This window comes from Streptomyces sp. NPDC028289, assembly GCF_055565975.1.
On record NZ_JBVHTI010000005.1, the window covers coordinates 946,981 to 967,993 of the forward strand.

Consider the following 21,013-nt stretch of genomic DNA (forward strand, 5'->3'; position numbering starts at 1 on the left):
CACGGATCTCTCGTACAGTTTGGGCCGTGGGATCTCTGCGCAATCCGGTCGGGCCGCTTCCCTCCTCCATCTACTGGCGACGGAGGGTCTTCATGCTGTCGGCGCTCGTCGTCCTGGCACTGCTGATCGCGTGGATCGTGACGTCGAACGGCGGGGGCGGCAAGAAGAACGCCGACGGGTCGGACGGCAAGAATCCCGTGTCCACGATCACGCCGGGGCCGTCCGGAAGCGGGCCGGCGATCAGCCAGGCACCCGGCGGCCGGGACGGGTCGAGCGGGAGCGGTTCGGGGGGCGGTTCCGGTTCGAGTTCGGGTTCGAGCTCCGGTTCCGGCGAAGGGAGTTCGGGCGCCACGGGCGGCGGCACGTCGGCCGGCTCGACCGGTTCGGGCGGTTCCTCGGGCTCGTCGGGTTCCTCGTCCGGCTCGGGGGACGACGTGACGTCGGGTTCCGGCGGTACGGTCGCCTCGCTGCCGGGGACTTCCACGCTGCCCAACTGCACCGCCGGGTCGGTGTCGTTGACCCTGCGGAGCCTGCACAACTCGTACTCGCCGGAGCAGACGCCGACCTTCGAGCTCACCGCGAAGAACACGTCGTCCAGTGACTGCAAGATCGACCTCGGGCCGAAGAACGCGGTGCTGACCATCACGCAGGCCAGTGCGGACGACACCTACTGGTCCTCGGCGGACTGCCCGAAGTCCGCGGCCGGCCGGTGGTACCGGGTGCCGTCGGGGAGCAGCATCACCTACACCCTGAGGTGGGACCGCAAGCCGAGCGCCGCCCAGTGCGCAACGCCTGCGGCGGGCTCGGCCGGCACAGGCACGTACCTCCTGGAGGCGACGGCCCCGGGGTACGCCAAGGCCCAGGCATCCTTCGTGCTGACGGCGGACTAGCGGGCGGCGGGGGTTTCACTCACCGGCGCTTGCCGGTTGCCGCCCGCGGCTGAGTAGAAGCGTCGGCCGGAGCGCCCCGTCAGGGGCGCGGGGAACTGCGCGATCGGCCCCCACCGGACCGCGGCCGAGTGACTGGCGTGCGCAGGGTTTCGCTCACCGGCGCTTGCCGGTTGCCGCCTGCGGCTGAGTAGAAGCGTCGGCCGGAGCGCCCCGTCAGGGGCGCGGGGAACTGCGCGATCGGCCCCCACCGGCCCGCGGGCGCCGTGCGACCCAACTCACCCGGCTAGTTGGCGAAATCAGACATACCGCTCGAGAATCGACGACTCCGCCAGCCGCGACAGCCCCTCGCGTACGCTGCGCGCCCGGGCCTCACCGACGCCGTCGACGGTCTGCAGGTCGTCGACGCTCGCGGCGAGCAGCTTCTGCAGGCCACCGAAGTGCTCGACCAGCCGGTCGATGATCGCCCCCGGCAGCCGCGGCACCTTCGCCAGCAGCCGGAAGCCGCGCGGCGACACCGCCGAGTCCAGCGTCTCCGGTGAGCCGGTGTACCCCAACGCCCGCGCCACCGTCGGCAGTTCCAGCAGCTCCGCGTGGCTCAGAGCGTCCAGCTCGGACAGCGCCTCGTCGACCGTGCGGGAGCGCTTCGCGGTCGGCTCGGGGACGTAGTCCCGGACCACCAGCTCGCGCTCCGGCTCCACCCCGGCGATCAGCTCGTCCAGCTGGAGGGCGAGAAGCCGCCCGTCGGTGCCCAGTTCGACCACGTACTCGGCGATCTCGGTGGCGATCCGGCGGACCATCTCCAGGCGCTGGGCGACCGCCGACACGTCGCGGACCGTCACCAGGTCCTCGATCTCCAGCGCTGACAACGTTCCCGCGACCTCGTCCAGGCGGAGCTTGTACCGCTCCAGGGTGGCCAGCGCCTGGTTCGCGCGGGAGAGGATCGCCGCCGAGTCCTCCAGGACGCGGCGCTGCCCCTCGACGTACAGCGCGATCAGCCGCATCGACTGGGAGACCGAGACCACCGGGAACCCGACCTGCTTGGAGACGCGGTCCGCCGTGCGGTGACGGGTGCCCGTCTCCTCCGTGGGGATCGTCGCGTCGGGTACGAACTGCACGCCCGCCCGGAGGATCTTCGACAGGTCGGAGGAGATCACGATGCCGCCGTCGAGCTTGCACAGCTCGCGCAGCCGGGTCGCCGTGAACTCGACATCCAGCACAAAACCGCCCGTGCACATCGCCTCGACCGTCTTGTCGAAGCCGAGGACGATGAGTCCGCCCGTGTTGCCGCGGAGGACCCGCTCCAGGCCGTCCCGCATGGACGTGCCCGGAGCCACGGCGCTCAGCGAGGCGCGCATCAGGCCATCGGAACCGGCACTCCCACCGGACTTTCCGGGAGCTCCTGCCCGGTCGTTGGCTGCCACTGCACTCCTCCGGTCGCAGGTTCTGAGGCGCTGCCGTCCCCGCACTCGGTTCGTACGGACGGGCGAGACCAGGGCAAAGTCTACCGGCGCTCCTCAGCCTCCCGTGGGGCCTCTCGCCGACGGGAGCGCGGCAGCACCCGCAGCGCGTCCCCCATGTCGGCTACTTCCAGGACCTTCATGCCCGTCGGGATCTTGCCCGGATCGCCCGGCACGAGCGCGTGCGTGAAGCCGAGCCGGTGCGCCTCGGCGAGCCTGCGCTGGACCCCCGTGACCCGTCTGACCTCGCCCGCGAGGCCGACCTCGCCGATGGCGACCAGGTTCTTCGGGAGCGGGGTGTCGCTGGCCGCGGAGGCCAGGGCGAGGGCGATGGCCAGGTCGGCGGCGGGCTCGGAGAGCTTCACGCCACCCACCGTCGCGGAGTAGATGTCCCGCTTGCCGAGCGCGCTGATCCGGCCGCGCTGCTCCAGGACGGCCAGCATCATCGAGACGCGGGAGGTCTCCAGGCCGGAGGTGGTGCGGCGCGGGGAGGGGATCTGGGAGTCGACCGTCAGCGCCTGCACCTCGGCGACCAGGGGGCGGCGGCCCTCCAGGGTGACGGTCAGGCAGGTGCCCGGGACCGGTTCGGCGCGCCGGGTCAGGAAAAGTCCGCTCGGGTCGGCGAGGCCCGTGATGCCCTCGTCGTGCAGTTCGAAACAGCCGACCTCGTCCGTGGCGCCGTAGCGGTTCTTGACGCCCCGGACCAGGCGGAGGCGGGCGTGCCGGTCGCCCTCGAAGTGCAGGACGACGTCCACCAGGTGTTCGAGGAGCCGCGGTCCCGCGATCGCGCCGTCCTTGGTGACATGGCCCACGAGGAGGGTGGACATGCCCCGCTCCTTCGACGCGCGGATGAGGGCGCCGGCCACCTCGCGGACCTGGGCCATGCCGCCCGGGGCGCCGTCGATCTCCGGGGAGGCGACCGTCTGGACGGAGTCCAGGATCAGCAGCGACGGCTTCACCGCGTCCAAGTGGCCGAGGACGGCGGCCAGGTCGGTCTCGGCGGCGAGGTAGAGGTGGTCGTCGATGGCGCCGATGCGGTCGGCGCGCAGCCGGACCTGGCTCGCCGACTCCTCGCCGGTGACGTAGAGCGTGCGGTGCTCGTCGCTGGCCGACTTGGCGGCCACGTCGAGCAGGAGGGTGGACTTGCCGACGCCGGGCTCGCCGGCGAGCAGCACCACCGCGCCGGGGACCAGGCCGCCGCCGAGGACCCGGTCCAGCTCCGGGACGCCGGTGGCGCGGGCGGTGGCCTGCCGGCCGTCGACCTGGCCGATCGGCACCGCGGAGGTGGTGACCCGGCCGGGTGCCGTCGTACGCACCGCGGGCGCGCCGTACTCCTCGATCGTCCCCCACGCCTGGCACTCGGCACACCGGCCGAGCCACTTGGCCGTCTGCCAGCCGCACTCGGTGCAGCGGTAGGACGGACGGTCCTTCGAGGTCTTGGTACGGGCAGCCATGCGGAAACCGTAGCCCCCACCACTGACAGTGGGGCCGCGGTGGCCTGCGTGACAGGTGTGGGTGGACCGGTCCCGGCCACCCCGGGACGGGAACGAGCCAGGGTAGAACAGGTTCCTGTCCCCGATTGAGGGATCGTTTCACCCGTACGGATTAAAAGAGCTCAAGCCGCCAGAAGGGGGCATACGGCGCCGCCTACGGTCGCACGGGTGATGAGCAGCAGTGCGGAGACCTCGGCCCGAACAACCGGCGCACACCGGGCACACCGGGAGGTGCGGACGGCGCGTGATCGTGCGGCGGCGCGTGCGCTGGCGCAGCGACCGCCGGCGCGCTACGAGCCGTACCTGGACGGGCTGTTCACCTACTGCCTCTCGGTGCTCTGCGACCACGACGCGGCCACCGCCGCGCTCGGCGACGTCCTCGCCCTCGCCGAGCGGCGCGGCCAGCGCGTCCCGGAGGCCGCCGGGGACCGCAGGGCCTGGCTGTACGCGCTGGCCCGCTGGGCCTGTCTGCGCGGACTCGCCCAGGCCAAGCAGAAACGTCAGGCCACCCACGCGGCGGGCCGGCACCCCGCCCCCGACCCCGTGACCGTGGTCCCCGCCGACACCCAGGAGCAGCGGCGCAGCGAACTCGCCCTGCTCGCCTGGCCGGAAGCCGCGGGCACCTCCCCCGAGCAGCGCGAGGCGCTCGAACTCGCCGTACGCCACCACCTGGCCGCCCACGAGGTCGCCGCCGTCCTCGGCATGGACCTGGCCGGCGCCCGGGAACTGCTCGCCTCCGCCGCCTGCGAGGTCGAACGCACCCGTGCGGCTCTCGCCGTCGTCGAGACCGGCGGCTGTCCGAGCGTGTCCCACCTCACCGGCGACAGCCAGCTGGTCCTCAGCAGCGCGCTGCGCCGCGAACTGGTCCGGCACGTCGACGACTGTCCGCGCTGCCGCCGTACCGCCGAGCGCGCCGCCCCCGGCCGGTGGCCCGGCGCGATGACCACGCCCGCCGAGCTGCCCGTCCTGGAGGCGCCCCGCGCGGCCCTGCACGTGGCCATGGCGCACCCGCCACGCGCGCGTGGCGCCGCCCCGCGCTTCGACCGGCGCGGCTTCCCGATGGACCCCAAGGACCGTGCGGCCCGCCGCGACCGGCTACGCGCGCGTGCCGTCACGACGACCGTCGTCGCCACGGTGGTGGCCGCGCCGGTGCTGGCCCTGTGGGCGGCGTACCGGGGCTCGCCGGCGGGGGAGGGCCACGAGGGACCGTCCGCGACCGCGCGGGAGGCCGCCGGCCCCGACGCGCTCGACGGCGACACGGGCGGGGGCTACGAGAACGCCGGCAACGCCAGCACCAGACCCGGGCCGCGCATCGGCAAGGACGGCAAGGCCGACGTGTCGGTGGAGGTGATCGGCGTCGCGGGAGCCGACCGTAGGAAGACCGGTGCGGGGCACCTCGCGGTGACGGCCGCGAACGACGGGGACACGACGCTGGTCACGCTCGCGGCGTCCGGGGACGCGGCGGTGCGGTGGTCGGTGTCCACCTCGGCGGCCTGGCTGTACTTCTCCCGGCCGTCGGGGACGCTCCGGCCGGGCGAGTCGTTCACGATCAAGGTGTACGTCGATCATCTGCGGGAGCCGGCCGGGCACTGGAGCGCGCGGGTGGCGGTGGCGCCGGCGGGGGCGGTGGTGTCGATCGACGGGTACGGGATGGCTCCGCCGGCGCGCCGGGGGCCGAAACCGCCGCCTGCGGGGAGGCCGACGCCGACACCGACGGCATCCGACCCGACGCAGCCGTCACCGCCGGTCAGCGATCCGCCGACGTCGAGCGATCCGACCCCGACACCCACCGACTCGGCCACCGCCGGCCCGACGGGGTCACCTTCCCCGACGGCGCCCGACAGCGAGAGCCCCGCCCCGACACCGTGAGCCCCACCACCGCCCGACCTCTTCCACGGGCCCGCTCCCTCGACCGGTCTCTTGGCTCGGCTGGTCTCTAGGCTCGACCGGTTCCTTGGCCCAGTCGGTCTCCTCGGCCGGCTTTTTGCCTCGGGCGGTTTCTTGCCTCGGCCGGATACCTGCCCTGGCCGGTCTCTTGGACCGAGCGGTTCCTTCCCCTGCCGGTTTCTTGCCTCCGCCAGTCTCCTTTTCCGCCGCGATGGTGCTCGGCCACGACGGTGGAGTTCGGCGGTGCCGGGCCGGGTAACAGCCGCCGTGGCGGGTTGCGGCGCGTTGGCGGGTGCGGTGTCGTCGTGGCTGGTCGCGCAGTTCCCCGCGCCCCTTTCGGGGCGCTGCGGTGAGCGTTGGCCGACCGGATCCGCCGGATGGGCGGCGGGTTGCGGCGCGTTGGCGGGTGCGGTGTCGTCGTGGCTGGTCGCGCAGTTCCCCGCGCCCCTTTCGGGGCGCTGCGGTGAGCGTTGGCCGACCGGATCCGCCGCTCTTTCGGGGCGTTGCAGCGCGCGCTACTCGACCGGGTCCGCCGGATGGGGCGCCAGCAGGGGGAGCTGGGAAGTGAGGCGTTGTTCGCAGAGTTCTGCCAGGCGGTCGTAGCCTGCCTTGCCCATCAGTTCGGTCAGTTCTGCGCGGTACGAGACGTACACCGGGTCGCCCGCGCCGTGCGCAGAGGTCGCCGAGGTGCACCACCAGTGCAGGTCGTGGCCGCCGGGGCCCCAGCCCCTGCGGTCGTACTCGCCGATCGAGACCTGGAGGACCCGCGTGTCGTCGGGGCGGTCGATCCAGTCGTACGTCCGGCGGATCGGGAGCTGCCAGCAGACGTCCGGCTTGGTCTCCAGCGGCTCGCGGCCCTCCCGCAGCGCGAGGATGTGCAGCGAGCAGCCGGCGCCGGCGGCGAAACCGGGGCGGTTCTGGAAGATGCAGGAGCCCTGGTACGGGCGGGTCTGGCGGGAGCCCTCGTCGTCCTCGGAGACCCAGCCGTGCGCGGTGCCCTCGGCGTGGTTCTGCCAGATCTCCGGTGTGAGCCTCGCCACATGATCGGCGACCCGCTTCTCGTCGTCCTCGTCGGAGAAGTGCGCGCCCAGCGTGCAGCAGCCGTCGTCCGCGCGGCCCGCCTGGATGCCCTGGCAGCCGCTGCCGAAGATGCAGTTCCAGCGGGAGGTCAGCCAGGTCAGGTCACAGCGGAACACCTGCTCGTCGTCGGCCGGATCCGGGAACTCCACCCACGCCCGCGCGAAGTCGAGACCCTTCTCGTCCGCTGCGAGGGTCTTCTTCGGCGTCTTAGAAGACTGCTTCGGTGGCTTCGCCCGCGAAGAACCGTCGGCTGATTTGGCGGCCTTGTGGTCCTTCGTCTTTTTCGTCTTTGGCACCCGTCCAGGGTAAGTCGCCGAAGGCCGCTCCGGGGACTGCTCAGGGCCCGCCGTCAGCAGTGTTCCGTACAGTTCCGTACATGAGACTCGGTGTCCTCGACGTGGGATCTAACACGGTGCATCTGCTGGTCGTGGATGCGCACCCCGGCGCGCGCCCGCTGCCAGCGCACTCGCACAAGGCGGAGTTGCGCCTTGCCCAACTTCTCGACGGCAACGGGGCGATCGGCCCCGACGGCGTCGAGAAACTGGTCGGTGTCGTCCAGGACGCCCTGCAGGCCGCGGAGGACAAGGGAGTCGAGGACCTGCTGCCGTTCGCCACCTCCGCCGTGCGCGAGGCCACCAACGCCGACGACGTCCTCGCGCGCGTGAAGGCCGAGACCGGGGTCGAGCTCCAGGTCCTCACCGGCGCCGAGGAGGCCCGGCTGACCTTCCTCGCGGTCCGCCGCTGGTTCGGCTGGTCCGCCGGAAAGCTGCTGGTCCTGGACATCGGCGGCGGCTCCCTGGAGATCGCGTACGGCATCGACGAGGAGCCCGACACGGCCGTCTCGCTGCCGCTCGGCGCCGGCCGGCTCACCGCGGGCTGGCTCCCCGGCGACCCGCCGTCCGCCGACGACATACGGGCCCTGCGCCGCCATGTACGCGCCGAGATCGCCCGTACGGTCGGCGAGTTCACCCGCTTCGGCGCCCCCGACCACGTGGTCGCCACGTCCAAGACCTTCAAGCAGCTGGCCCGCATCGCCGGCGCCGCCCGCTCCGCCGACGGCCTCTACGTCCAGCGCGAACTCAAGCGGGGCTCGCTGGAGGCCTGGGTCCCGAGGCTCGGGGCCATGACCACGGCCCAGCGCTCCGCACTCCCGGGGGTGTCGGAGGGACGGTCGGGCCAGCTGGTGGCGGGCGCGCTGGTGGCCGAGGCCGCGATGGACCTGTTCGAGGTGGAGAACCTGGAGGTCTGCCCGTGGGCGTTGCGGGAGGGCGTGATCCTGCGGCGCCTCGACCACATGGGTTCCGCGTAAGCGCCCCCTGGGGGCGTGGGGCTGTATTCGACATGCGGCTCCGCCGCGCGGGCGCGAACGACCACGACGCCGCCGCACTCGCCGACGCACCGCAACCCGCCACGGCGACCGGGCGCCCGGCCCCTCCCACCCGCGCTCGCCGGCGCGACCCCGGTCACACCGGAGAGCAGGCGCCCCCTGTCCACCCGTCTCCACCCCGTAACCTGTCCCTCGTGGCAAACCCAAGGGACGTCGTCCGCATCCCGGATGCGAAGGTCGCGCTCTCCACGGCCTCCGTCTACCCGGAGTCGACGGCGACGGCCTTCGAGATCGCCGCACGCCTCGGTTACGACGGCGTCGAGGTCATGGTGTGGACCGACCCGGTCAGCCAGGACATCGAGGCCCTGCGCCGGCTGAGCGACTACCACCGCATCCCGATCCTCGCCGTCCACGCCCCCTGCCTGCTGATCACCCAGCGGGTCTGGTCCACCGACCCCTGGGTCAAGCTCCAGCGGGCCCGGGCCGCCGCGGAGAAGCTGGGCGCGAGCACGGTCGTCGTCCACCCCCCGTTCCGCTGGCAGCGCCAGTACGCCCGCGACTTCGTCGAGGGGATCTGGCGTATGGCGAACGAGACGGATGTGCGGTTCGCGGTGGAGAACATGTACCCGTGGCGCTACCGCGACCGCGAGATGCTCGCGTACGCCCCCGACTGGGACGTCACCAAGGACGACTACCGGCACTTCACGATCGACCTCAGCCACGCCGCGACCTCCCGTGTCGACGCGCTCGCCATGCTCGACCGCATGGGCGGCCGGCTCGGCCACGTCCACCTCGCCGACGGCCGCGGCTCAGCCAAGGACGAGCACCTGGTGCCGGGCCGCGGCACCCAGCCCTGCGCCGAACTGCTGGAGCGGCTCGCGGTCACCGGCTTCGACGGGCATGTCGTCATCGAGGTCAACACCCGGCGCGCGATGTCCGGCGCCGAGCGCGAGGCGGACCTCGCGGAGGCCCTGGCCTTCACCCGCCTGCACCTGGCCTCGGCGGTGAAGGTGCCCCGCCGGTGACCAATGCCCCGACCGGCGACGGCGCGGGTGCCCGCCGCCGCGGCCGACCCCCGCGCGCCGAGTCGGCCGACACCCGGGACCGTATCCTCGTCACCGCCCGCGAGGAGTTCTCCGAACACGGCTACGAGAAGACGTCCGTACGCGCCATCGCCAAGGCCGCCGGGGTCGACTCCGCCCTGGTGCACCACTACTTCGGCACCAAGGAACAGATCTTCGAGGCCGCCATCGCGGTCGCCTTCGCCCCCGCCCTCAACGCGCCCGTCGCGATCGCCGACGGCCCGCTGGACGGCGTCGGTGAGCGGCTGACCCGGTTCATCTTCGGTATCTGGGAGAACCCCACCACCCGTACGCCCCTCCTCGCGATCGTCCGCTCCGCCGTCAACAACGAAACGGCCGCCGCCGTCTTCCGCCGCCTGATCGCTTCCCAGCTGCTGCGCCGGATCGCCGGACAGCTGGACCTCCCGGACGCCGAGCTGCGCGCCGAACTGGCGGCGGCACAGCTGATCGGGTGCGCGATACTGCGCTACGTGATCAAGGTGGAGCCGCTGGCGTCCGCGGACCTGGAGCAGATCGTGGCCAGGGTCGCCCCGGTGGTGCAGGGGCATCTGACCGGGCCGTGACCAGCCCCGCTGAGACATGTGTCCCGCATTCCGGACACCTCGTCCCGAGCCGTGGTCAACGGGCGTACGCTCGTTAGCAGCCCTATCTGTCTGAAGGAGCGAGCGACGATGCCCGAGCTGAGGTCCCGCACAGTCACCCACGGCCGCAACATGGCGGGCGCCCGCGCCCTTATGCGCGCCTCCGGTGTACCGGGTGCGGACATCGGCCGCAAGCCGATCATCGCCGTCGCGAACTCCTTCACGGAGTTCGTGCCGGGCCACACCCACCTCCAGCCGGTCGGCCGGATCGTCTCCGAAGCGATCAAGGAAGCCGGCGGCATCCCGCGCGAGTTCAACACGATCGCCGTCGACGACGGCATCGCGATGGGCCACGGCGGCATGCTGTACTCCCTCCCGTCCCGCGACCTGATCGCCGACTCGGTCGAGTACATGGTCGAGGCGCACTGCGCCGACGCCCTGGTCTGCATCTCCAACTGCGACAAGATCACCCCGGGCATGCTCATGGCCGCCCTGCGCCTGAACATCCCGACGGTCTTCGTCTCCGGCGGCCCCATGGAGGCCGGCCGCGCGACCCTCGTGGACGGCACGGTCCGCACCCTCGACCTGGTCGACGCGATCTCCGACGCGGTGAACGACAAGATCTCGGACGAGGACATCCTCCGTATCGAGGAGAACGCCTGTCCGACCTGCGGTTCCTGCTCCGGCATGTTCACCGCCAACTCGATGAACTGCCTGACGGAGGCGATCGGCCTCTCCCTCCCCGGCAACGGCTCGGTCCTGGCCACCCACACCGCCCGTAAGCAGCTGTACGTCGACGCGGCCCGCACGGTCATGGACCTCACCCGCCGCTACTACGAGCAGGACGACGAGACGGTCCTGCCGCTCAACATCGCGACCTTCGCCGCGTTCGAGAACGCGATGGCCCTGGACATCGCGATGGGCGGCTCCACCAACACGATCCTCCACCTGCTGGCCGCCGCCCAGGAGGCGGGCGTCCCCTTCGGCCTGGAGGAGATCAACGAGGTCTCGCGCCGGGTCCCCTGCCTGGCCAAGGTCGCTCCGAACGTCGCGAAGACCCGCACGTACTACATGGAGGACGTGCACCGCGCCGGCGGCATCCCCGCCCTCCTCGGCGAACTGCACCGCGGCGGCCTCCTCAACGAGGACGTGCACTCCGTCCACAGCCCCTCCCTCGCGGACTGGCTGAAGACGTGGGACGTGCGCGGCGGCTCCCCGTCCCCCGAGGCCGTGGAGCTGTGGCACGCGGCCCCCGGCTGCGTCCGCTCCGCCGAGGCGTTCTCCCAGTCCGAGCGCTGGGAGGCCCTGGACGAGGACGCCGCGGAGGGTTGCATCCGCAGCGTCGAGCACGCGTATTCCCAGGACGGCGGCCTCGCGGTCCTCAAGGGCAACCTCGCCGTCGACGGCTGCGTGGTCAAGACGGCCGGCGTCGACGAGTCGATCTGGACCTTCGAGGGCCCCGCGGTCGTCTGCGAGTCGCAGGAGGAAGCCGTCGAGAAGATCCTCAACAAGCAGGTCACCGACGGCGACGTGGTCGTGATCCGCTACGAGGGTCCCAAGGGCGGCCCCGGCATGCAGGAAATGCTCTACCCGACGTCCTTCCTCAAGGGCCGCGGCCTCGGCAAGACCTGCGCGCTGATCACCGACGGCCGCTTCTCCGGCGGCACGTCGGGCCTCTCCATTGGCCACGCCTCCCCGGAAGCGGCCTCCGGCGGCACCATCGCCCTCGTCGAGGACGGCGACCGCATCCGCATCGACATCCCGAACCGCACGATCGAGCTCCTCGTCGACGAGGCCGAGCTGTCCCGCCGCGAGCAGGCCCTGAACGGCGTGTACGCCCCGAAGAACCGCGACCGCAAGGTCTCGGCGGCCCTGCGCGCCTACGCCGCGATGGCCACCAGCGCCGACAAGGGCGCGGTCCGCGACGTGACGAAGCTGGGCTGAGCCCCGCCGCAATCCCGGAAGGGGCCGCCTCCTCAAGGGGCGGCCCCTTCTTTTCGCGCTGCTACCAGGCGCCGGGATCCGCCGCGTCGACGGCGAAGACGGTGCCGTCGGGGGCGGTGGCGTAGAGGTGGGTGTCGAGGAGCAGGGGGGCGGGCAGGGCGGCGGTGACCTGGCCCGAGTTCGTGCCGAGGCGCGCCGGAGTCTGGCCGACGAGGGTTCCCCTGCGTCTGTCGACGGCGAGCAGGCGTCCGTCGGCGGCGGTGAAATAGACGTGCCGGTCGTCGGTCACGGGCGCCGAGCCCCGGCTCACCGACGTCTGGAGCTCCCAGAGCTGCTTGCCGCTCTCCAGGTCGACGGCCTCCAGCGAGCCGCCGGCGGACAGCAGATAGACGACATCGCCGCGCACCGTGGCACCCGGAGCCACCCGGGGAACGGGCAGCGCCACCCGGCGGGTCGCCCTCGCGTCGGGTGTGTAGCGCACCACCGCGTCCGTCTCCCCGGCGGTGGTGTCCACGGACAGCAGGAAGAGGGACCCGCCCGCGCTCCCGACCGGCCGCAGATCCCCCGTCAGCCTGGCTCTCCAGCGCTTGGCACCGGTGACCGGATCCAGCGCGGTGACCTGGGTTCCCGTCCCGTCGGCGGCGGTACCGGCCGCGTACACCAAGGGATCCCCGGCGAACGAGCTCAGGGACGGCGTGCCGCCGCCCGAGACGGGCAGGGTCCACCTGGTGTGACCGGACCTGCCGTCCATACCGGTGATCACCCCGTTGGCCCCCACGGCCAGCAGCATGCTCTTGGTGAACTCCATGACCTGGTTCGCGGGCATGTCCTGCTTCCAGCGCGACGCACCCGAGGTGGGGTCGAGCGCCTCCACCTTCCGGCCGCCGTGCGTCGGCAGCAGCAGGAGGCCGCCGGACAGGTACGGCGAGCCGCTCGTACGTTCGTCCGCGACCCTGTGCCGCCACAGCAGACGGCCGTCCGCCGGATCGAGGGCAAAGGCCAGGCCGGACCGGAAGCACAGCAACTTCCCCGCACCGGCGACGCACTGGGGCATCCCCGAACCGCCCTTGGCCACCGGCTCCGCCTGCCACGCCGCGAACGCGGCCGCGGAGCCGTGCACCGTGCTGCCCACCGGCGTCGGATCGCCGCCCCCGAGCCACAGTGCCGAGGCGAGCACCCCACCCAGGACCAGGACACCCGCCCCGGCGGCCACCACCACGCGCCGCCATGTCTTGCGCGCCTTCCTGGGCTTCAGCGCTTTCTGCTCCGGTACGGCGGCAGGAGGCTCCTTTTCCTGCGGAGGCCCGTCGCCTTCGCCGCCGACCATGACCCGCTGTGCCGGTATGAACGCCTGCGTGTCGTACGACGCCGACAACGACCGCAGGCCCCGCATCAGTTCGTCGGGCGTCGGCCGGTCCTCGGGCTCCTTGGCGAGGCAGCGCATCACCAGCGGAGCGATCTCCTCCGGTACGCCGGTGAGGTCGGGCTCGTCGTGCACGACCTGGTAGGCCACGACGTACGGGCTGTCGGAGTCGAACGGCCCTTGCCCTGTCGCCGCGTGCACCAGCACCGACCCGAGCGCGAAGATGTCGGCGGCGGGCCCCACTTCACGCGGCCGCCGGAACTGCTCCGGTGCCATGAACGGCGGCGTACCGATCAACTTTCCTGTCTCGGTACGCAGTTCGCTGTCTTTCGGCCGGGAGATACCGAAGTCGATGACCTTGGGACCGTCTTCGGCGAGCAGCACATTGCTCGGCTTGAGATCCCGGTGCACCACGCCGACCCTGTGAATATCGCCCAACGCCTCCGCCAGCCCGGCCATCAGCCGACGCAACTGGGCAGGAGGCATCGGCCCGTTCCGCTTCACGTGCTCGGAAAGGGTCGGGCCGGGAATGAAGAGGGTGGCCATCCAGGGCCGTTCGGCCTCGGGATCGGCGTCCACGACGGGTGCGGTGAAGGCGCCGCTGACCTTGCGTGCGGCGGCCACCTCCTGCCGGAAACGGCCCCTGAACTCACGGTCCTTGGCGTACTGGGCGTGCACGACCTTCACCGCGAGCTTCAGCCCCGAGGTGCTGCGGGCCAGGTGCACCACGCCCATCCCACCGGAGCCGAGGCAGGACTCCAGGCGGTAGTGCCCGGCGTACTCGGGAAGTTCCGCTTCCGCGCCCGCTCCGGTGTTGCGCTGTGGCGTCAAGGGACCACCCCCGTGCTGTTTCCGCGGAGCGCGACTCACGGAGCCTAGTCGATGACTCGTACGAGACAGAGGCGGCTTGCTAGCCTCCGCGTGCGAGTTACGCACATGTGTTTCGTGGCTCGAATGAGGGGAATCAACGGGACTCCATGGAACTCATGGGTCCAGTGGGGGGAGCAGTACATGTCTGTTGATCACACGCAGGAAGCCGAGAACAGCGCCGAGGGGGAGGCTGTCTCGACGCTGGCCGCATCCGTCAAGACGTACGCGGTCGCCCCGGGCGTCCGCCTCAACGTCCGCAGCGGCCCGGGCACCGGCTACGGCATCACGCGAACCCTCCCCGAGGGCACCCGCGTCCCGATCTTCTGCCAGACACCCGGCACGACGGTGGCCGGCTACTACGGCACATCCAACATCTGGGACAACATCGACAACGGCGAATACGTCTCGGACGCCTACGTCCACACCGGCAGCGACGGCTACGTGGCCGACCGCTGCGCCTGATCCGATTTCGCGATCCGGTCTTAGGACTCCGGAGGACTCGTATGACATCGCTCAGACGCAGATCCACCCTCTTCCTGGCAGCGGCCACCGGCAGCGCCTTCCTCATGCTCATCGGCTCCGCCGCCACCGCGAACGCCGCCGCCAGCGTCCGCTACTACGCCATCGCCCCGGGCGTCCGCCTGAACGTCCACGACGGCCCGGGCACCAGCTACAGCATCACCCGCGTCCTGCCCGAGGGCGCGCAGGTGCCGATCTACTGCCAGACCCCGGGTTCGACCGTGTCCGGCTACTACGGCACCTCGAACATCTGGGACAACATCAGTAACGGTGAGTTCGTCTCGGACGCCTACGTCCACACGGGCAGCGACGGCTACGTGGCCGACCGCTGCGCCTGACCCGACCGGTCCGACCCGACCCGGAGCCCGTGGGCCCCCGGCGCCATAATCGTCCCGTGAGCGACGAACCAGGCACCCCGGACACCCCCGCGGGCTCCACCGGCGGACCCCGCCCCGAGCCCCTCCGTTTCTTCGGTACGTCCTGGGTGAACCACGACGACGGCTACACCGCCCGCCGGATCGGCGTGGCCGTGGGTTCGCTCGCCGCGGCCGCCGTCTCCTGCCTGGTCCTGCGCCTCGCCTACGAGGGCGTCCAGCTCGCCGACACCGGCGCCTTCGTGACCGTCCTCGTCGTCGCGATGTTCGCCATCTGCAGCGCCCTGGCCTTCCGCCACACCTGGGAGTCCTTCGGCAAGCGCCCCGACCCCGAACGCCAGGCCTCCCTGCGCGGCCTCCTCGCCATCGGCTTCGTCGGTTCGCTCCTCGCCTACTTCTTCCGCTCCCTCACCGAAGCTCCCGGCGAGAAGCTCCACCGCGCCGAGTACGACACCGCCGTCCAGGAACACGAACGCCGCACCACCCGCCGCTCGGGCAACCCGTCGAAGAAGAAGCGGAAGCCCTGAGACCCACGCGCGGTCGAGAAGGGGGAGCACGGGCGGGGTAGCCGACGCGCCGGATCCGGCCCACCCCCGGAAACCCCTGTCGTCCCCGCCCCGCCCGCCGGGACGATGGCCGTATGACCACAGGCCAGTCGCAGTCGCAACCCCGAAACCTGACCCCGGACCCCGCCCCCACCCACGCCGCACGCGCGCGCTCCTTCAACGCCGCCGCGGCCCAGTACGCCGCGAACCGCCCCTCCTACCCGCCCGCTCTCCTCGACGCCGTCGAGGAGGAAGCCGGCCGTTCCCTCAAGGGGGCCCGGGTGGTCGACGTCGGCGCGGGCACCGGCATCGCGACCGCCCTCCTGCACGCGCGCGGCGCCGACGTGGTCGCGGTGGAGCCGGGGGAGGGCATGGCGGCGCAGTTCCACGCCACCAGCCCCGGCATCCCGATCGTCCGCGGCAACGGCAACGCCCTTCCGCTCGCCGACGCCACCGCCGACTTCCTCACCTACGCCCAGGCCTGGCACTGGACCGACCCGGCCCGCTCCGTGCCGGAGGCACTCCGCGTACTGCGTCCCGGCGGGGCGCTGGCGCTGTGGTGGAACACCAGCGCGCTCGACGTCGACTGGATCGCCGACGCCTCCGACCGCATCGCCCGGTTCTTCGGCATCGACGTCAGGGCGGAGCAGCGCAAGTCCGCCGACCGCACCGATCTCGCCGACCCCAGCGGCCGGCTCCGCTTCGCCCGCCGCGAGGTCCGCTGGAGCCGCCGCGTCCCGGTCGACACCCACCTCGCCAACATCGGCAGCCACTCGGCTTTCCTCGTCACCTCCGAGGACCGCCGCACCGCGTTCCTCGCCGAGGAACGCGCCCATCTCCTGGAGATCTTCCCCGACGGGGTCGTCGAGGAGACGTACGACGTCCTGCTGCTCGTCGCCCTCAACACCTGAGCGTTGCCGACGGCGACCGGCCCGCGGCAGCGACTCGGCCGCGGGCCGGTGGGGGCTGGTCGCGCAGTTCCTCCCCCAGCCTTCGGCCGGGGGTACCCCCAGCGCCCCTACAGGGGCGCTATAGCCGCGGGCAGTCGTGCCGCTGGGGTGGCCGGGTGGGCGCGGGCGGCGCCCGGCCGGCGCCGGTGAGCGTCCCCCACCGGCCACCCGGCCCTTGACGGCCCACCTCCACCCGCGCATTATTCATCACATGGTGAATTACTCGCCGGAGCCGCCCGAGGCCCCCGGCAACCCAGCCCTGCCCTCCGCCATCCAGGCCGCCGGACTCACCGCGGTCCGCGGCCCCCGAACCGTCCTGCGCGGACTCGACTTCACCGTCCCGCGCGGTCAGATCACCGGCCTCCTCGGTCCCTCCGGATGCGGCAAGTCCACCCTGATGCGCGCCGTCGTCGGCACCCAGGCCAAGGTCACCGGCACCCTGAACGTCCTCGGCCGGCCCGCCGGACACCCCTCCCTCCGCACCCGCATCGGCTACGTCACCCAGGCCGCCTCCGTCTACGACGACCTGACCATCCGCCAGAACCTCGACTACTTCGGCTCGATCCTCGACCCCACCCGCCCCACCGCCGCCCGCCGCGCCGACGTCGACCGCGTTCTCGGCGAAGTCGACCTCACCAGCCACGCCGACGCCCTCACCGGCAACCTCTCCGGCGGCCAGCGCAACCGCGTCTCCCTCGCCGTCGCCCTGCTCGGCAGCCCCGAACTCCTCGTCCTCGACGAACCCACCGTCGGCCTCGACCCCGTCCTGCGCCGCGACCTCTGGAACCTCTTCCACTCCATCGCCGCCACCCGCGGCGCCACCCTCCTCATCTCCTCCCACGTCATGGACGAGGCCGAACGCTGCCACCGGCTCCTCCTCATGCGCGAGGGCGAGATCCTCGCCGACGACACCCCCGAGGCCCTGCGCACCCGCACCGGCTCCGACACCGTCGAGGCCGCCTTCCTCCACCTCGTCGACGAAGCCGCCGCCAACTCCCGCACGAAGGAATCGGCACGATGACCTCTCAGCCGGCCACCATCCCCGTCAGCGCCCTGAACCTCTCCCGCACCACCGCCACCGCCGCCCGCGTCCTGCGCCAGCTCCGCCACGACCCCCGCACCATCGCGCTGCTGCTCCTCATCCCCTGCCTGATGCTGGTCCTGCTCCGCTACGTCTTCGACGGCAGCCCGCACACCTTCGACAACATCGGCGCCTCGCTCCTCGGCATCTTCCCGCTCATCACGATGTTCCTGGTGACCTCCATCGCCACCCTCCGCGAACGCACCTCAGGCACCCTCGAACGCCTCCTCGCCATGCCCCTCGGCAAGGCCGACCTCATCGCCGGCTACGCCCTCGCCTTCGGCATCCTCGCGATCATCCAGTCGGCCCTCGCCACCGGCCTCGCCGTCTGGCTCCTGGGCCTCGACGTCACCGGCTCCCCCTGGCTCCTGCTCCTGGTCGCCCTGCTCGACGCCCTGCTCGGCACGGCCCTGGGCCTCTTCGTCTCGGCCTTCGCCGCCTCGGAATTCCAGGCGGTCCAGTTCATGCCCGCGGTGATCTTCCCCCAACTCCTCCTCTGCGGCCTCTTCACCCCGCGCCCCGAGATGCACCCCGCCCTCGAAGCCGTATCCGACGTCCTCCCCATGTCCTACGCCGTCGACGGCATGAACGAGGTCCTCCACCACGCCGACATGACCGCCACCTTCGTCAGGGACGTCCTGATCGTCGCCGGCTGCGCCCTGCTGGTCCTGGCCCTCGGAGCGGCCACCCTGAGGCGACGCACGGCCTAGGGCCACCGACGCCCTTCGGCGAAGTCCGGCCAGCGGACAGACGACCCCCGCCCCGGCCCCTCGGTGCCAGACTGAACCGCATGAGTCAGAAAGTCGCAGTCCTCGGCACCGGCAAGATCGGCGAAGCCCTGCTCAGCGGAATGATCCGCGCCGGCTGGGCGCCTGCCGACCTCCTGGTCACCGCCCGCCGCCCCGAACGGGCCGAAGAACTCCGCGCCCGCCACGGAGTCACCCCGGTCACCAACCCCGAGGCCGCGAAGACCGCCGACACCCTGATCCTCACGGTCAAGCCCCAGGACATGGGCACCCTCCTCGACGAACTCGCCCCGCACCTCCCCGCCGACCGCCTCGTCATCAGCGGCGCCGCGGGCATCCCCACCTCCTTCTTCGAGGAGCGCCTCGCCACCGGTACCCCGGTCGTCCGCGTCATGACCAACACCCCCGCCCTCGTCGACGAGGCGATGTCCGTCATCTCCGCCGGCACCCACGCCACCGAGGCCCATGTCACGCACGCCGAGGAGATCTTCGGCGCCGTCGGCAAGACCCTCCGGGTACCCGAGTCCCAGCAGGACGCCTGCACGGCCCTCTCCGGCTCGGGCCCGGCGTACTTCTTCTACCTGGTCGAGGCCATGACCGACGCCGGCATCCTGCTCGGCCTGCCCCGCGACAAGGCCCACGACCTCATCGTCCAGTCCGCGATCGGCGCCGCCGTGATGCTCCGCGACAGCGGCGAACACCCCGTCAAACTCCGTGAGAACGTCACCTCGCCCGCCGGCACCACCATCAACGCCATCCGCGAACTGGAGAACCACGGCGTCCGCGCCGCCCTCATCGCCGCCCTCGAAGCTGCCCGCGACCGCAGCCGCGAACTCGCCTCCGGCAAGAAGGACTGACGGTCCAACGGGGGTGGTCACCGCGCCGCGGCCACGGTCTCCTTCGTGGCCGGCACCGCGCCAAGCCACCCCCGTGCGGGCAACTGGCTCCTCGACCAGCGCCTCGCCGCGGCTCGGAGACTCCTCGAACGAACCGACCTGCCCATGCCCGAGCTCGCCCGCCGCGCCGGGTTCGGCAGCGAGGTCACCATGCGCCGGCACTTCGCATCGCGCCTCGCCACCAGCCCCCGCGCCTACCGCGCCGCGTTCATCGCCGGCTCGGCCGTCACCGGGCCCGAGACGGTGCCCGGCGGCAACAGCCCGATCGCCCGGTAAGCCGTATCGACGATCGGCCGGGCGATCGCCCGAGCCTTCTCCGCCCCATGCCGCAGCACCCCCTCCACATATCCCGGATCGGCACACAACTCCTTGTGCCTGGCCTGCACGGGCCTGAGCGTCTCCAGCACCGCCTCCGCGGTGGCCTGCTTCAGAGCGCCGTACGAATCGTGAACGGTTGCCAGTGACTCAGGGTTCCCGCCCGTGCACGCAGCGAGAATCTCCAGCAGATTCGCGACCCCCGGCTGCTCCTCCCGGTCGTACACGACCTCCCGACCGCTGTCGGTCACGGCCCGCATGACCTTCTTCCGGATCACGTCCGGTTCGTCGAGGAGATAGACGATCCCCGGCCCGGAGTCATCGCTCTTTCCCATCTTCGAGGTCGGATCCTGCAGGTTCATCACCCGCGCCGCCACCGTCGGCACGGTCGCCTTCGGCACCACGAACGTATGCCCGTACCGCTGGTTGAACCGCACCGCCAGATCCCGGGTCAGCTCCACGTGCTGCGCCTGGTCGTCCCCGACCGGCACCTCGTCCGCCCCGTACGCCAGGATGTCCGCCGCCATCAGCGCCGGATACGTCAACAGGGACAGCCGCACTCCCCGCCCCCGCGCCCCCTCGCTCGCGACCTTCTCCTTGTACTGGATCATCCGCCGCATCTCACCGTCGGTCGCCACGCACTCCATGACGTACGACAGCCGGGTGTGCTCGTCGACATGGCTCTGCACGAACACGGTGCAGAGCTCCGGATCCAGCCCCGCCGCGAGCAGCAGCGTCGCCGCCTGCCGGGTGAGCCTGCGCAGCCGGGCCGGATCGTGGTCCACGGTCATGCCGTGCAGATCGACGACACAGAACAGCGCGTCGGCCTGGTGCTGGTCCACGGCGGCCCACTGCCGCATCGCTCCCAGGTAGTTCCCCAGTGTCAGGTGCCCGGTCGGCTTGATCCCGCTGAAGACCCGTGTCATTCCCTCTCCACCTCCTGGTCGAGGCCGCCGTCCCCGGCGGCCGGCCCTCGGTGGTTCTGGAGGGAGATACGCGAACGGCCGCCGAGGCGGCGGCCGTTGAATACGTACGTGAGCGCGGCCGCCGTCAGGCGGGCCACCACTGCTGGGTACACGTACGCGTAGTCATGCCGTCCACCATACGCCGCCGGGGTGCCGTCCCGCCGTAAGTTGACACGCCCCAACCGGATACGTACTGTTCTCCGAGTTGTCCGACGTGAGCGCCGACCCCGGTCGGTCCCCGGACAGCCATTCCGCAAGTACCTGCCAGCAATCGGCGACACGTCGTCGGGGGCTTTGGCATGCGTATATGTGTAATGAGGAATCCACGTTCGAAAGGACGGGCCCCGATTAGCTCGGAGGCCGGGAATCCGCTAAAGTCTCACTCGTCGGAACGGCCCAACAGCCGGGAAGGCAACTCCCGCTGACTGGGAATCAGACGCCGAAAGGATCTGATAGAGTCGGAGCCGCCGGAAAGGGAAACGCGAGAGCGAGAACCTGGAAAGCACCGAGGAAATCGGATCGAGAAAAGATCTGATAGAGTCGGAAACGCAAGACCGAAGGGAAGCCCGGAGGAAAGCCCGAGAGGGTGAGTACAAAGGAAGCGACCGTTCCTTGAGAACTCAACAGCGTGCCAAAAGTCAACGCCAG

The 21,013-nt window shown here is 71.6% G+C and carries 20 protein-coding genes and 1 pseudogene; 14 read left to right on the forward strand and 7 right to left on the reverse strand.

Going from position 1 to position 21,013, the window contains the following annotated elements; genetic code table 11:
* Positions 1-26 precede the first annotated feature (26 nt).
* Positions 27-890 carry a hypothetical protein gene (locus ACZ4UV_RS29105; RefSeq protein WP_467841765.1) on the forward strand — a complete coding sequence of 288 codons (864 nt, stop codon included), beginning with the start codon at positions 27-29 and terminating at the stop codon, positions 888-890.
* Between the two features lie 296 nt (positions 891-1,186).
* Here the strand turns inward: ACZ4UV_RS29105 and disA are convergent, their stop codons facing one another.
* Positions 1,187-2,311 (reverse strand): DNA integrity scanning diadenylate cyclase DisA, encoded by a 1,125-nt coding sequence (gene disA, locus ACZ4UV_RS29110; RefSeq protein ID WP_351496953.1) that lies wholly within the window; start codon positions 2,309-2,311, stop codon positions 1,187-1,189.
* Positions 2,312-2,391: 80 nt separating this feature from the next.
* A complete protein-coding gene (gene radA, locus ACZ4UV_RS29115) occupies positions 2,392-3,801 on the reverse strand; it encodes a DNA repair protein RadA (RefSeq protein WP_451022250.1) in 1,410 nt (469 codons plus the stop codon).
* 207 nt (positions 3,802-4,008) lie between these two features.
* Here radA and ACZ4UV_RS29120 point away from each other — a divergent pair, with 207 nt between their 5' ends.
* Positions 4,009-5,709: a BACON domain-containing protein gene (locus tag ACZ4UV_RS29120; RefSeq protein WP_451022249.1), complete on the forward strand. Its 1,701-nt coding sequence runs from the start codon at positions 4,009-4,011 to the stop codon at positions 5,707-5,709.
* A gap of 533 nt (positions 5,710-6,242) precedes the next feature.
* On the opposite strand, the gene ACZ4UV_RS29125 is transcribed toward ACZ4UV_RS29120, so the two are convergent.
* Positions 6,243-7,103 carry a DUF3109 family protein gene (locus ACZ4UV_RS29125; protein ID WP_467841770.1) on the reverse strand — a complete coding sequence of 287 codons (861 nt, stop codon included), beginning with the start codon at positions 7,101-7,103 and terminating at the stop codon, positions 6,243-6,245.
* Positions 7,104-7,183: 80 nt separating this feature from the next.
* Between ACZ4UV_RS29125 and ACZ4UV_RS29130 the strand changes: the two genes are divergently transcribed.
* The 4 genes from ACZ4UV_RS29130 to ilvD all read left to right on the forward strand — a co-directional run bounded on the left by ACZ4UV_RS29130 (position 7,184) and on the right by ilvD (position 11,741).
* Entirely contained in the window at positions 7,184-8,116 is a 933-nt protein-coding gene (locus ACZ4UV_RS29130) for a Ppx/GppA family phosphatase (protein WP_390047515.1), read from the forward strand.
* A gap of 212 nt (positions 8,117-8,328) precedes the next feature.
* On the forward strand, positions 8,329-9,159 hold the full coding sequence (locus ACZ4UV_RS29135) for a sugar phosphate isomerase/epimerase family protein (protein WP_351496963.1): 831 nt from the start codon (positions 8,329-8,331) through the stop codon (positions 9,157-9,159).
* Complete coding sequence (locus ACZ4UV_RS29140; protein ID WP_451021901.1) at positions 9,156-9,779, forward strand: TetR/AcrR family transcriptional regulator; 624 nt, start codon at positions 9,156-9,158, stop codon at positions 9,777-9,779. Before ACZ4UV_RS29135 ends, ACZ4UV_RS29140 begins: the two co-directional genes overlap by 4 nt.
* A gap of 108 nt (positions 9,780-9,887) precedes the next feature.
* Positions 9,888-11,741 carry a dihydroxy-acid dehydratase gene (ilvD, locus tag ACZ4UV_RS29145; protein WP_390047511.1) on the forward strand — a complete coding sequence of 618 codons (1,854 nt, stop codon included), beginning with the start codon at positions 9,888-9,890 and terminating at the stop codon, positions 11,739-11,741.
* A gap of 61 nt (positions 11,742-11,802) precedes the next feature.
* On the opposite strand, the gene ACZ4UV_RS29150 is transcribed toward ilvD, so the two are convergent.
* Entirely contained in the window at positions 11,803-13,935 is a 2,133-nt protein-coding gene (locus ACZ4UV_RS29150) for a protein kinase domain-containing protein (protein ID WP_467841774.1), read from the reverse strand.
* Positions 13,936-14,115: 180 nt separating this feature from the next.
* On the opposite strand from ACZ4UV_RS29150, the gene ACZ4UV_RS29155 reads away from it, so the two are divergent.
* The 8 genes and pseudogenes from ACZ4UV_RS29155 to ACZ4UV_RS29190 all read left to right on the forward strand — a co-directional run.
* Positions 14,116-14,436, forward strand: coding sequence for an SH3 domain-containing protein (locus ACZ4UV_RS29155; RefSeq protein WP_451021903.1), 321 nt, complete (start codon positions 14,116-14,118; stop codon positions 14,434-14,436).
* A gap of 104 nt (positions 14,437-14,540) precedes the next feature.
* The gene (locus tag ACZ4UV_RS29160) at positions 14,541-14,831 is read left to right on the forward strand and encodes a peptidase (RefSeq protein WP_390047804.1); all 291 of its coding nucleotides are present in this window, start codon (positions 14,541-14,543) and stop codon (positions 14,829-14,831) included.
* Between the two features lie 56 nt (positions 14,832-14,887).
* Positions 14,888-15,394, forward strand: a complete 507-nt coding sequence (locus ACZ4UV_RS29165) for an EamA/RhaT family transporter (protein ID WP_390047505.1) — start codon at positions 14,888-14,890, stop codon at positions 15,392-15,394.
* 113 nt (positions 15,395-15,507) lie between these two features.
* On the forward strand, positions 15,508-16,323 hold the full coding sequence (locus ACZ4UV_RS29170) for a class I SAM-dependent methyltransferase (RefSeq protein ID WP_451021904.1): 816 nt from the start codon (positions 15,508-15,510) through the stop codon (positions 16,321-16,323).
* 250 nt (positions 16,324-16,573) lie between these two features.
* Positions 16,574-17,383 carry an ABC transporter ATP-binding protein gene (locus tag ACZ4UV_RS29175; protein WP_467841779.1) on the forward strand — a complete coding sequence of 270 codons (810 nt, stop codon included), beginning with the start codon at positions 16,574-16,576 and terminating at the stop codon, positions 17,381-17,383.
* A complete protein-coding gene (locus ACZ4UV_RS29180) occupies positions 17,380-18,153 on the forward strand; it encodes an ABC transporter permease (protein ID WP_351496980.1) in 774 nt (257 codons plus the stop codon). Before ACZ4UV_RS29175 ends, ACZ4UV_RS29180 begins: the two co-directional genes overlap by 4 nt.
* An 80-nt stretch (positions 18,154-18,233) precedes the next feature.
* Entirely contained in the window at positions 18,234-19,046 is an 813-nt protein-coding gene (gene proC / locus ACZ4UV_RS29185; RefSeq protein WP_351496982.1) for a pyrroline-5-carboxylate reductase, read from the forward strand.
* A gap of 18 nt (positions 19,047-19,064) precedes the next feature.
* Positions 19,065-19,361, forward strand: a pseudogene (locus ACZ4UV_RS29190) (helix-turn-helix domain-containing protein); the annotation flags it as partial.
* On the opposite strand, the gene trpS reads toward ACZ4UV_RS29190, so the two are convergent.
* From trpS to ACZ4UV_RS29205, 3 genes are all read right to left on the reverse strand, one after another.
* Positions 19,280-20,326, reverse strand: a complete 1,047-nt coding sequence (trpS, locus tag ACZ4UV_RS29195) for a tryptophan--tRNA ligase (protein ID WP_451022973.1) — start codon at positions 20,324-20,326, stop codon at positions 19,280-19,282. The pseudogene ACZ4UV_RS29190 and the gene trpS sit on opposite strands and share 82 nt — an antisense overlap.
* On the reverse strand, positions 20,323-20,463 hold the full coding sequence (locus tag ACZ4UV_RS29200; RefSeq protein ID WP_451022974.1) for a hypothetical protein: 141 nt from the start codon (positions 20,461-20,463) through the stop codon (positions 20,323-20,325). The genes trpS and ACZ4UV_RS29200 overlap by 4 nt, the downstream gene beginning before the upstream one ends.
* A 334-nt stretch (positions 20,464-20,797) precedes the next feature.
* A partial coding sequence (locus tag ACZ4UV_RS29205; RefSeq protein WP_467841785.1) for a hypothetical protein occupies positions 20,798-21,013 on the reverse strand: 216 nt, incomplete at its 5' end.